The sequence below is a fragment of the Gelidibacter salicanalis genome, assembly GCF_007997285.1.
Taxonomy (GTDB): Bacteria; Bacteroidota; Bacteroidia; order Flavobacteriales; family Flavobacteriaceae; genus Gelidibacter; species Gelidibacter salicanalis.
This window is the reverse complement of the sequence record NZ_VORX01000004.1, coordinates 1-13,311: the sequence shown is the minus strand read 5'-3', so window position 1 is coordinate 13,311 and position 13,311 is coordinate 1. Positions and strand designations below refer to the sequence as shown.

10 protein-coding genes and 1 rRNA gene are annotated in these 13,311 nt (G+C 36.6%); 10 read left to right on the top strand and 1 reads right to left on the bottom strand.

The features are described from left to right. Positions 1-43 precede the first annotated feature (43 nt). From ES711_RS09350 to ES711_RS09305, 10 genes are all read left to right on the top strand, one after another. A complete protein-coding gene (locus ES711_RS09350; RefSeq protein ID WP_146892923.1) occupies positions 44-1,459 on the top strand; it encodes a trypsin-like peptidase domain-containing protein in 1,416 nt (471 codons plus the stop codon). A gap of 173 nt (positions 1,460-1,632) precedes the next feature. Continuing rightward, positions 1,633-3,081, top strand: a complete 1,449-nt coding sequence (locus tag ES711_RS09345) for a glyceraldehyde-3-phosphate dehydrogenase (RefSeq protein WP_146892921.1) — start codon at positions 1,633-1,635, stop codon at positions 3,079-3,081. 142 nt (positions 3,082-3,223) lie between these two features. Continuing rightward, positions 3,224-3,841: a tRNA (guanine-N1)-methyltransferase gene (locus ES711_RS09340; RefSeq protein WP_146892920.1), complete on the top strand. Its 618-nt coding sequence runs from the start codon at positions 3,224-3,226 to the stop codon at positions 3,839-3,841. Positions 3,842-3,941: 100 nt separating this feature from the next. Further along, positions 3,942-4,619, top strand: a complete 678-nt coding sequence (gene trmD / locus ES711_RS09335) for a tRNA (guanosine(37)-N1)-methyltransferase TrmD (RefSeq protein WP_146892918.1) — start codon at positions 3,942-3,944, stop codon at positions 4,617-4,619. A 400-nt stretch (positions 4,620-5,019) separates the two neighbouring features. Then, the gene (gene rplS, locus ES711_RS09330) at positions 5,020-5,370 is read left to right on the top strand and encodes a 50S ribosomal protein L19 (protein ID WP_146892916.1); all 351 of its coding nucleotides are present in this window, start codon (positions 5,020-5,022) and stop codon (positions 5,368-5,370) included. 702 nt (positions 5,371-6,072) lie between these two features. Beyond that, complete coding sequence (locus ES711_RS09325; RefSeq protein WP_146892914.1) at positions 6,073-6,645, top strand: pentapeptide repeat-containing protein; 573 nt, start codon at positions 6,073-6,075, stop codon at positions 6,643-6,645. Positions 6,646-6,741: 96 nt separating this feature from the next. Then, entirely contained in the window at positions 6,742-8,967 is a 2,226-nt protein-coding gene (locus tag ES711_RS09320) for an NADP-dependent isocitrate dehydrogenase (protein ID WP_146892912.1), read from the top strand. 112 nt (positions 8,968-9,079) lie between these two features. Then, on the top strand, positions 9,080-11,455 hold the full coding sequence (locus tag ES711_RS09315; RefSeq protein ID WP_146892910.1) for a TonB-dependent receptor: 2,376 nt from the start codon (positions 9,080-9,082) through the stop codon (positions 11,453-11,455). 2 nt (positions 11,456-11,457) lie between these two features. Further along, a complete protein-coding gene (locus ES711_RS09310; RefSeq protein WP_146892908.1) occupies positions 11,458-12,273 on the top strand; it encodes a DUF4249 domain-containing protein in 816 nt (271 codons plus the stop codon). A gap of 238 nt (positions 12,274-12,511) precedes the next feature. Next, positions 12,512-12,742: a DUF6095 family protein gene (locus tag ES711_RS09305; protein ID WP_146892906.1), complete on the top strand. Its 231-nt coding sequence runs from the start codon at positions 12,512-12,514 to the stop codon at positions 12,740-12,742. Positions 12,743-13,195: 453 nt separating this feature from the next. Here ES711_RS09305 and rrf read toward each other — a convergent pair. Continuing rightward, a 5S ribosomal RNA gene (gene rrf, locus ES711_RS09300) occupies positions 13,196-13,304 on the bottom strand. Positions 13,305-13,311 lie beyond the last annotated feature (7 nt).

Below are 13,311 nucleotides of genomic sequence, written 5' to 3'. Positions count from 1 at the left end.
TTATTATATTACTCTTATTAATTATTATTAAACTCTAATTAAAATGAAGAAGATTTTAACCCTAATTTTAGTATCAGCATTAGGTGGAATCATGACACTTTCTGCCTATAAATATTTCTTAGAAGAGGATGACATTGGCGCTACTTTGGCCAAATCCGATTCTAGTCTATCTTATTTCCCAACGAGTAACACAGCGGTCAGCTCCTACGGGACATTATATGCGCCCGATTTTACGGAAGCCGCAGAAAACGCCGTGCATGCTGTGGTTCACGTAAAGAACACCACTATCAGCAGAGCGCCGATGACCATGCAAGATCTTTTTATGGGTAGAAGTTCTGAACGTGCCCAAGTAGGCACAGGTAGTGGGGTGATCATATCACCGGACGGTTATATTATAACCAATAATCACGTCATTAATGGCTCACAACAACTTTCTATTACCCTTAATGACAACAAAATTTACGAGGCTGAGTTGATTGGAACTGATGAAAAAACAGATATCGCCCTCTTAAAAATTGATGCGGGAGAAGCATTGCCTTTTGCAACCTTTGGAAATTCAGACCAGGTAAAAGTTGGTGAATGGGTTTTGGCGGTGGGCAACCCGTTTAATTTGACCTCTACGGTGACGGCCGGAATTATTAGCGCTAAATCTAGAGATTTGTCAGGTATTAATTCACAATCATTCTTGCAAACAGATGCCGCTGTCAATCCTGGAAACTCTGGTGGAGCATTAGTCAACACCCGAGGAGAACTCATTGGCATAAACACGGCCATCACCTCCCAAACCGGCTCCTATATTGGCTATTCTTTTGCCGTACCGAGTAATATTGCCCGAAAAGTTGTGGAGGATATTATGGAATTTGGAAATGTCCAAAACGGTATTTTAGGGGTAAGAGGCGGCGAACTTAACAGTAAATCTGCCGAATCTTTTGAGGTCAGTGCAACCCAAGGCTTTTACGTGAGTGATGTTGAAGAGCGCTCTGGTGCCGATAAAGCGGGCATTAAAAAAGGAGACATTATTAAGAAGATCGACAATATTAGCATTTCTAAATTTTCAGATTTGAGTGGGTATTTGAGTACTAAACGCCCCAATGATGTGGTTGATTTGTATATTATCAGAAATGGTTCAGAAAAGAAAATTCCGGTTACTTTATCTAAGAGTGAAATTATGACCATTGAATTTTTGGACATGCAATTGCGAAATATCCCTAATGAGGTTAAAAAAAGCAGCAACATTACCTATGGCGTTGCGGTCATTAAAAACGAAAACTATGCACTATATAAAAACCTAGGCATCAACACTGGTTACGTGATTACTGAAATTAACGGCGAAGTCATTAAAAATGTGGATGACATCATGAAACTCAAACTTAAGTATGGTGATGATTTAGAAAAGAATATCAAAAAATTATCGGTCATCACAAGTTCAGGTCAAAAAGAGAGTTTTATCTTTAGATAAGTTAAGCACTAAAACCAAATTTTAACCCTTTGAAACAATTCGTTTTCAAAGGGTTTTTTAGTGAATAAAAGCTTACGAAAACGTTTGAAATATATTACTTTTGCATTTCCGAATAGTCGGCATAAACACAACAATGTTCTGCCTAAAAGGCAGACACTCTAAACTTTGAAACAATGGGTTTGAATGGAATTTATGAGAACGAATTAGCTTTTCAAGCAGACCGAAGAAAAGCAACGGTTGAATTTATCAAAATAGTCAGTGATCTGTGGTATGATAGATCTATTGAACTGGTACTATTTAGAAATCAATTGATTGACAGAAATGTCAGTGAAATTTTAAATTTGCATGAATATGCAGGTGCGTTTGTTCAGAAACCAATTTCTATTTTCGATTCTGTTGAAATTGCTCAAGCCATCAAAACCTTGGATGTTCCACCAGCAAAACTGGATATCGGAAAACTGACGTTTGAATACCATTTAGAAGATCAGAAGTACTCAAACGCTACAGCTTTTGTCGCAGACAGGCTGAAAGGCGCGAGTAGAAATGAAATGAATAAACCAAAAGACGTTGTACTCTATGGTTTTGGTCGCATCGGCAGATTGCTTGCTCGTGAACTGATGACGAAAACTGGTAAAGGTAGTCAAATGCGTTTGAGAGCCATCGTCACCAGAGGGAAAATCGATCAAACAGTTTTAGAAAAAAGAGCATCTTTACTCCGCAATGATTCCGTTCACGGTGAATTCTCAGGAACGGTGATCGCAGATTTGGAAAACAGTGCTCTAATAATCAATGGTACCACCGTAAATATCATTTCAGCCGATGCGCCTGAAGATATTGATTACACTAAATATGGTATCAATGACGCTTTGGTGATTGATAATACGGGTGCCTTTAGAGACAAAGAGGCGCTAAGTAGACATTTACAGTCTAAAGGAGTGAGTAAAGTTTTATTAACGGCTCCTGGAAAAGGAATTCCCAACATTGTACACGGGGTTAACCATTTAGACCATAATCCAGATACGGTTGATATTTTTTCAGCGGCATCCTGTACAACGAATGCCATCACGCCAGTTTTGAAAGCAATAGAAGATACTTTTGGCGTAAAACATGGCCACTTAGAAACCATTCACGCGTATACCAATGATCAAAATTTGGTAGATAATTTTCACGATAAATACCGTCGTGGTCGCGCTGCAGGTTTAAATATGGTCATCACTGAAACGGGTGCAGGAAGCGCTGTGGCCAAAGCCTTACCATCTTTGGAAGGAAAATTAACCTCAAACGCCATCCGTGTTCCCGTCCCTAATGGATCTTTAGCCATTTTAAATCTAGAATTGGATACCCCAACTTCTTTGGAAGGAATAAATACTACCATGAAAAAATATGCTTTAGAGGGACATCTCGTAGAGCAAATTAAATATGAAATGAGTGATGAATTGGTATCCAGTGACATCATAGGATGTTCCGCTCCAGCAATTTATGACAGTAAGGCAACCATTATGAGATCTGATGGAAAGAATGTGGTTCTATACATTTGGTACGACAATGAATATGGATACAGTCATCAAGTGATGCGCTTGGCAAAATATATATCTAAAGTAAGACGTTATACATATTATTAGTAGGCCCAACATCTAAAAGATAATTATTACCGTATATAACAATAGCCTCCTAAATGAGAGGCTATTTGTTTTAAATACGAGTTGACATCTATTTTATTTTTTATCTTGTTCAAATTTTAACATCATCAGTAAATCTAAACGAATGCATTCATTAAAAACATTAACTTTTACACTTCTCGCCAGTCTATTTTTTGTAGTGGGCAATGCTCAAGAACCGACAACTAAAGAAGAAGACAAATTATCTTTAACTGAAGGAAGTATTGACAACCAATTTGAATATGTGATTCAAAAATCGAATAACTGGCAAGACTACAAGAATGTCAAAAAAACCTGGTTGTACCAGTTAAAAGCACATACGCTAGACTCTTTAAAAGCGTTTCAAAATAATTTAACTAAAACTCAAAATACGGTTGACAGTTTAGCTCAGGAAATTACGAGCTTAAAAAGCAACCTCTCTGAAACCAAAACCACCTTAGCGGAGACCAATGAAGAAAAGGATAACATGGCATTGTTCGGTTTACAAATGAGCAAGGGTAATTACAATGTATTAATGTGGAGTATCATTGGAGGTCTTCTCGCATTGTTACTATTGTTCATTTATAAATACAAAAACAGTAATTCTGTTACCAAATTAGCCCAAAAATCCTTAGTGGAAACTGAGGAAGAGTTTGAAGAACACAGACGCACAGCTTTGGAGCGTGAGCAAAAAGTCAGACGCCAACTTCAAGACGAAATCAATAAGCAAAAAAGCATCAAGTAAATGACGAAAATCTGTAAGGCAACTTGCAGATTTTTTTCTCTACACCTATCACTGAACACTGCCTAGTTTTTTCGCATATTTGCATCGAAGATATATTACCATGCGCATAGATATTATAACGGTATTACCCGAATTACTAAAAAGCCCTTTTGAAGCTTCTATTTTGAAACGTGCCATTACAGCAGGTTTGGTAGAGGTCCATTTCCATAATTTAAGAGAGTACACTACGGACAATTACAAATCTATAGATGACACCCAATTTGGTGGTGGCGCGGGGATGGTAATGATGATTGAGCCTATAGACAAATGCATCTCTAAATTAAAAGAGGAGCGCGACTATGATGAAGTCATCTATATGACCCCGGACGGAAAAACATTAAATCAAGGCATCGCTAATACCCTTTCTCTAAAAAAGAATATTATCATACTCTGCGGACACTATAAGGGCGTTGATCAACGGGTACGGGACTTACTCATTACCAAGGAGATCTCCATAGGAGACTATGTGCTTTCTGGGGGCGAACTTGGAGCGGCGGTACTTTGTGACGCGGTAATACGATTGATTCCGGGTGTTTTGGGTAATGAAACCTCGGCACTGACAGATTCCTTTCAAGACAATTTATTGGCACCGCCCATCTACACAAAACCTAGGGAGTATAAGGGTATGAAAGTTCCTGAAATTTTATTCAGTGGCCATTTTGCAAAGATAGAAAAGTGGCGCGAGGATATGGCCTACGAGCACACCAAGGAAAGACGTCCTGATTTGTTGGAGGATTGATTTGGTATCAGTAGGCATTCAGTAATCAGTATTCAGTTGGCAGTATTCAGTACTCAATTGGCAGTATTCAGTAATCAGTATTCAGTAATCAGTATTCAGTTGGCAGTATTCGGTTGGCGATAGTCAGTTGACAGTATTCAATAAGCAGTGTTCAGCTTGCAGTTGGTTTTTTATTGATGCTATAATTTAGGGAACAATGAGATTATGATTTGGAGATTCAGATTTTCGGAGTTTATAGTCGAGTAGCACCATAGTGTTTCTGACAATAAAATTTACTAAAATTTTAAGGCATTACTATTGTCAATTATTTTTTATTGATTACTTTTGCATCCAATTTCATATTAACCTCTGGCGATCTCCGTGAATGTTGGTATGGATTAAAATTTAAAAATTAAGAGAGATGAATTCTTTAGTAAAATTTGTACAAGACGAATTTGTAGAAAAAAAAGAATATCCTAAATTCGGCGCTGGTGATACTATCACAGTGTATTACGAAATTAGAGAGGGTGAAAAGAAACGTACACAGTTCTTTAAAGGTGTTGTATTACAACGTAAAGGTACTGGTAGTTCAGAAACGTTTACCATCCGTAAAATGTCTGGAACTATAGGTGTAGAGCGTATTTTCCCGGTGAATCTTCCAGCACTTCAAAAAATTGAAGTGAACAAGAAAGGTAAAGTGAGACGCGCACGTATCTTCTACTTTAGAGGTCTTACTGGTAAGAAAGCTAGAATTAAAGAAAGAAGAGGATAGACTCCTTAAGCGTATAGCATATAAAAGCCTTGAACTATTTCAAGGCTTTTTTTATGAACAATTGTTAATATCCGAAGTTCATAACTCGTTGAAAACTAAACGCTTGATTTAATAGGTTTCTGTGGTTGTTTTTTGTATCTTAGTATAACGGTTCAATTACAGCCTTGTGCTGGTATCAATTTAAAAAATTGATCTTAAATTGAATTTGGTAAAGTCTATTCTTTACTCGTTTGTTTTTTGAGATTTTTAGGCTCTGCACGCAAGTGCATCCGAACAAAATCATGAGGCTTTAGTAAGTGCACCATACAACTGTAGGGTGTAACTCGTAAAGTTGAAAGTTTCCAAAGGTGGTCGCAACGAAAGTGTACACCAAGGTAGGAAGCAATGTATTTAAAATTGTTGTTTGTGTAAACGATCAACAACATACAATACATCAAGAAAAACAACACATTGAAATATGTTCCTAACAGGTCAATACATTTTGAAAGTTAGAGCATATTTTATTGAAATAGTTCAACTTGAATTGAAAAAGACGATTGTAAAACGAGAGTTTTAGTCGGCTGATTTAGCAGCAATGTTAATTAGATCACGTTACTATTTCAAAGAAAGCCATGTCAAGGTAGTTTAGCTACAATGATATGGCTTTTGTTTTTACACACTTTCGGCTTAAATTTGCATCCCTCACCCAATTTTTTAATTTCAATGACACCAACCTTTATTGATTCAGCAGAATATAATTCAAAAGATTATACTGAACAACCACTTGAAAAAGCGGAATATGATAACTGCAATTTCCAAAACTGTAATTTTACAGGTTCAGATTTATCTTCCATCACTTTCATTGATTGCGTGTTTGATACTTGCAATTTTAGTAATGCCAATATCAAACATACAATTATCAGAGATGGAGAATTTATAGATTGTAAACTTACTGGACTTCAGTTTCAAGATTGTAATCCGTTTTTGTTGTCCTTTAGCTTTTCCAATTGTCAGTTGCAATTCTCATCTTTTTACAAGTTAAAACTAAACGGAACTGCCTTCAACAACTGCAACCTTAATGATGCAAATCTTGTGGAAGCCGATTTTAGCAATGCTTTATTTGATAACTGCGATTTTAAGCATGCTATTTTCGATCAAACAAATTTAAAAAATGCCGACTTGAGTTCTTCTGAGAACTTCAACATCAATCCTGAAAACAACGGGATAAAACAAGCAAAATTTTCAAAAGAAAATGTCTTGGGTCTGTTGCAGCGCTATCAAATTAAAATTGTATAATACATCAAAGTTCGGTTTTCTAAGCTAAGCGCAATTTTGTATATTTGCACAGCCTAATTTGGGGCCAATCTTAAACATTTAAATTTCATAATTCTTATGGCAAAAACTTCCACCATTATTTATACAAAAACGGACGAAGCTCCAGCATTAGCAACCCGTTCCCTATTACCAATCATAAAATCTTTCACCGCATCATCAGGGATCTCTATTGTAACTAAAGACATTTCTCTAGCTGCACGTATCTTAGCGATGTTTCCTGATTTTTTAAACGAAGATCAAAAAGTTCCAAATGCATTGGCGGAATTAGGTGAACTTGCTACAAAACCTGAGGCAAACATAATTAAATTGCCAAATATCAGTGCTTCAGTTCCACAATTAAAGGAAGTAATAGCCGAATTGAAATCGCAAGGGTTTAACATCCCAAATTTTCCTGATGAAGTTAAAACTGATGAGGATAAGGACATCCGCTCACGTTATGATAAAGTTAAAGGTAGCGCTGTTAATCCTGTTCTCCGTGAAGGAAATTCTGATAGACGTGCACCTAAAGCCGTAAAAAACTACGCTCGAAAAAATCCTCATTCTATGGGCGAATGGTCTTCTGAATCCAAAACGGAGGTTGCCACCATGACCAAAGGTGATTTCTTCCACACTGAAAAATCCTTGACGCTTGAAAATGCAGATACCGTAAGTATAAAATTTGTTGGAAACGATGGTAAAGAAGAAGTTCTAAAAGACAACTTAAAATTGCTTAAAGGCGAAATTATTGATGCCTCAATAATGAGTAAAAGAGCACTCTTATCATTTTTAAAAGATACGGTTAAGGAAGCTCAAGATAAAGGTGTACTTTATTCATTACACCTAAAAGCCACCATGATGAAAGTCTCTGATCCAATTATTTTTGGTCATGCTGTAGAGGTGTTCTTTAAAGATGTATTTCAAAAATATCAAGCAGAGTTTAAACAAATTGGTTTCAGCCCAAGTAATGGTTTGGCGAATTTATATGACGAATTAAAAGAACTTCCTGATGCTAAGCGTAAGGAAATTGAAGCCGCAATTGAAAAAGAGATTGCGAACGGCCCGGATTTGGCCATGGTAAATTCTGATAAAGGAATCACCAATCTCCATGTACCTAGTGATGTAATTATTGATGCTTCTATGCCAGCAATGATTAGAACTTCCGGTAAAATGTGGAACGTGCAAGGCAAAGCTCAAGATACCCTGGCCGTAATTCCTGATAGCAGCTATGCGGGATTATATGAAGCCACCATCGATTTCTGTAAAAAACACGGCGCTTTCGATCCAACAACTATGGGAACAGTACCTAATGTTGGTTTGATGGCTCAAAAGGCAGAAGAATATGGATCTCATGATAAAACTTTTGAAATTACCAGCATCGGTAAAGTTGTGGTGGTTAATTCGGAAGGCAAGACTTTGGTAGAACATGATGTTGAAACAGGTGATATTTGGAGAATGTGCCAAGTTAAAGATGCGCCAATTCAGGATTGGGTAAAATTGGCCGTAACTAGAGCAAAAGCGTCTGCTACCCCAGCTGTTTTTTGGTTGGATGAAAATAGAGCACATGATGCCGAATTGATCAAGAAAGTAAAACAATACCTTGGTGATCACGACACGCAAGGCTTAGATATTCAAATTCTATCTTCAGTGCAAGCCACAACCTTTACTTTGGAGCGCCTTAAGGATGGTAAAGACACCATCTCTGTGACAGGAAATGTCTTACGTGATTATTTGACTGACCTCTTTCCTATTTTAGAATTGGGAACAAGTGCAAAAATGCTTTCTATTGTTCCATTAATGAATGGTGGTGGATTGTTTGAAACGGGTGCCGGGGGTTCTGCCCCGAAACACGTGGAGCAATTTGTTGAAGAAAACCATTTGCGTTGGGATTCTCTAGGGGAATTTTTAGCAATTGCAGTTTCTTTGGAACATTTAGCAGAAAAGAATGAAAATCCTAAAGCGCAGATTTTAGCAGATACTTTAGATGAAGCAACTGGGAAACTCTTAGATAACGGTAAGTCACCTTCCCGTAAAGCCGGAGAATTGGACAATAGAGGTAGCCATTTTTATTTAGCGCTGTATTGGGCTGAAGCTCTGGCGAACCAAAAGTTAGATGCACAATTGCAAGAAGAGTTCAAAGTGCTTTATGAAGTTTTAAAAATCAATGAACAGGTTATTGTTGAGGAGTTAAATAGCGTACAAGGTAAACCAGTGTCAATTGGTGGATATTATGAACCTAATGAAGATTTGGTAACTGAAGCAATGAGGCCAAGTCACACCTTCAACTCTATTTTAGAGAATAAATAATTAATTACAAACATCTAATTTGTTTAGTAATATTTTAAAATAATTAAACAAAATTAACTCAAAAAGCTCCTTTTATAAAGGGGCTTTTTCTATTTTTGATAAAAAATTACCAATGATTTCTAAATTGAAGGTTTCGCTTTGGCTTATCTTGTGCTTGCCACTCTACCTTAATGCACAAGAAAAATTTACCATAAGTGGTAAAATAACCGATCAAAGCAGTAATGAAACCTTAATTGGAGTCAATATTATCTTTCCTGAACTACAAATGGGAACCATCACCAATGAGTATGGATTCTATAGTATCACTTTGCCCAAAGGCACCTACAAATTTCAAATCAGTTATCTAGGCTTTAATAGTATTTCTGAAAGCATAGCAATTGATGACAACAAAACATTAAATTTTCAACTTAGTGAATCCACAGAAAGCTTACAAGAAATCGTCATTACTGAAAATGTAGAACGCTTAAATATCCGGAAACCTCAAATGAGTGTCAATTCACTTTCCGTAAATACTATTAAACAAATGCCCGTCGTTTTGGGAGAAGTAGATGTGATAAAATCCATCACCTTATTGCCTGGAGTAACTAATGCTGGCGAAGGGTCTTCCGGCTTCAATGTTAGAGGAGGTGCTGCAGATCAGAATTTGATTCTTTTGGACGAGGCCACAATTTTCAACTCCTCCCATCTATTTGGGTTGTTTTCAGTATTTAATCCAGATGCCATTAAAGACCTTAAGCTGTATAAAGGTGGGATTCCTGCCAAATACGGTGGACGCGTATCTTCGGTTTTAGACATATATCAAAAAGAAGGTAATAGCAATGCGTTTCATATGAGCGGTGGTGTAGGAATCGTGGCAAGTCGGTTATTGGCTGAAGGTCCTTTAAAGAAAGAAAAAGGCTCCTTTTTATTAGGAGGACGCTCCAGTTACGCTCATCTGTTTTTGCCCTTATTTGATTTGGATAGTAAAGCTTATTTTTATGATATCAATACAAAATTGAGTTATAGAATTAATCAGAATAACAATATATATCTTTCCGGATATTTTGGACGTGATGTATTCAATATCTCTGACAGCTTTGAAAACACATATGGAAATGCGGTCATTAATTTTAGATGGGACCATCTCTACTCCGCTAAATTGTTTTCTAATCTGTCCTTAATTTACTCGGACTACTATTACGGACTCGCTTTAAATTTCGTGGAATTTGATTGGTCTTCAGGAATTAGAAATTTTAATCTGAAATATGATTTTAAGCATTATATCAATTCCAATTTCAAACTTGATTATGGGTTGAATAGTTTATACCTGACTTTTAATCCAGGTGAAATCACTCCTACCTCTGAAACATCAGGTATCAATCCGTATAACCTTATAAAAAAATATGCTATAGAAAATGCTATTTATGTGGACGCTGAGCATCAACTCAACTCGAAGTTGGCAGTATCTTATGGTTTAAGATTAAGTTCATTCCATCGCTTAGGCCAAGCCGAACTCAACAGCTATGATAATGACCAAGCGGTAAGTTTTAATGAAGCGCTTCAAATCTATGAGAAAGCTGAGCCTATTGGAGTTAACACGTATGAGCGATCAGCAGTTATAGCATCGTTTATGAATTTAGAACCACGATTGGCCCTAGCTTATCAATTAAACGACAACTCGTCCATCAAAGCGAGTTATAACAGAATGAGTCAGTATTTGCATTTACTTTCAAACACCAGCTCTCCAACCCCACTAGATATTTGGGCACCTAGCGGTCCTTACATCCAACCTCAGGTATTGGACCAGGTAGCATTGGGATATTTCAGGACGTTTAGTAACAACCATTATGCTTTAGAAGTCGAGACCTTTTACAAGGATATTAAAAACCGCATCGATTATATTGATGGTGCCAATTTAATTGCTAATGATGCCATTGAACAAGTTATCTTAAATGGGAAAGCGAGAGCCTATGGTTTAGAAGTTTTATTCCGAAAAAATGAAGGCAAATTAACGGGATGGGTAGCTTATACACTTTCAAAATCAGAACAAAAAACTCCAGGAAGAACACCAACGGAAACTGGAATAAATGATGGAAAATGGTACAACACCCCTTATGACAAAACCCACGACATTTCAATTACATCCAATTATAAATCTAGCGACAATTGGAGTTTCAGTGGTACGTTGGTTTTTCAGACTGGGCAACCCACCACATTCCCAAATGGTCAATATGAATACAATGGGATAAGCATTCCCAATTACGAAGCTAGGAATTCGAGTCGATTAACCAATTATCACCGTTTGGATGTCTCCGCAATTTACAATCCGAATCCAGATGGGACAAAAAAGTGGCAAGGCGAATGGGTATTTGGTGTATATAATCTATATAATCGTAAGAATGCCGCGTCTATCAGATTCAGTGAAAATAGAGACACTGGAGTTAACGAAGCCAATAGATTGGCACTCTTCGGTATTATTCCCTCAATTTCCTACAATTTCAAATTTTAAACATGAAAAAAATTATATTTATAGTCTGGATTTGCTTCTTTCAGTTTTCATGTGAAGATGTCATAGAGGTAGATTTAAATACGGTAGATCCAAAATTAGTAATTGAAGCCTCCATTAATTGGACAAAAGGAACATCAGGAAATGAACAAATGGTGAAACTTTCTTTAACAGCACCCTATTTCGATTCTGAAATTCCTCCTGCAACTGGGGCTCAAGTGCAAATTATCAGCGCAACTAATACGGTATATCAGTTTATTGAAGACGGTGCAACGGGGATTTACAAAAACAACACTTTTAAACCGGTAATAAATAGAAATTACGAATTGCTAATTACCTATAAAGATGAACAGTACCGTGGTCAGGAAATATTTCAATCAGTGGCCTCTATCAATCGTGTGGATCAAAATAATGAAGGAGGTTTCTCAGGAGAAGATATAGAGTTAAAAGCTTTTTATAGCGATCTCGCTGATGAAAAAAACTTCTATTTTTTCGAATTTTTAAGCCATATCCCTGCTATCCCTTCTTTATCAATTTATGAGGACAAATTTAATAATGGCAACGAAAATTTCGGATTTTACAGCGAGGAAAATTTAAGTTCTGGAGATATCGTAATCATTAAAAACTACGGCATCTCAGAACGGTTCTATAATTATATGTATATTCTTTTGCAACAAAATAGCGACTCTGGCGGTGGCCCTTTTGAGACCCAGCCAGCTATTGTTAGAGGAAATTGTGTGAATGAAACTAATCCTGAAAATTTTCCATTGGGCTATTTTAGACTTTCTGAAGTTTCAGAAGTAGTATATACTGTACAATAGGCTAATTAATCATTATAATGATGCTGCAATAAGTAATGTAACGATCGATTTGAACCTGATGCTACTTCCATATGGATTCTTAAGAAGGTTCAGACGTCTTCACCTAAAAAACAAAATAATAAACTTTTGATAATGATTTATATCTTGCGTCATCCGGCCGCTCAAATAAGTCTAATATCTGTAACGATTTGTGAGAACTTGTCTTATTTTTGAAAACGTAATTACTAAACACTTCCTGATGGAACCTAAGAAAACAAATAGAAACTTATTGTATAAAGGTGTTCAGAATATGGGCATTTGCCTGTTTTTGATGTTCGTGGGCCCTACCATACTTTATCTGGCTTTCAGCAATCAAGACAAAGCAACATATATTTTAGTCTTAAGTATTGGTATCCTGCTCTCTTTAGGCGCTATTTTCTTTCTCTTTAGAGGCATCTACATCATCATGAAGAGTTTATTTAATGATTAGGAGAAAAACCCTTCCCCTGACCCATTCATAATGGTCATATTTTATAATACGCTCTAGATATTCTTATCTGTAGCAGTATACGTGATTACTCTAGGTAACATATCGTCACTTCCCTCGATTCCCATCAATTAAGTTGCTAGGTGTGGTGCGAAATACTAATTCATATAAAACGACATATGTGAATTTCGGCTTATATCTGGATTGACCTGACTTGTATCGAATAGTATATTATAAGTAGATGAGCGTTATTAGCTCTTGTATCTTAATGAAAGAACGCCCTAACATACAAAAATGCATCAGACCAATAGGGTTTTAATATTGGTTGAGTGTATACTATTAAAGTTCAACAATTTCAGGAAAAATGAATCTAGAAGATTTTTTCTATATAAATCGAATATTTTGAGTTATATAAACAAAAAAATCCCCAACAAATAAATGTTAGGGATTCTCTAAAAAAGGCGATGTCCTACTCTCCCACGAGGTGCAGTACCATCGGCGCAAACGGGCTTAACTTCTCTGTTCGGAATGGTAAGAGGTGAGCCCCGTCGCTATAACCACCTTAAGCTTTA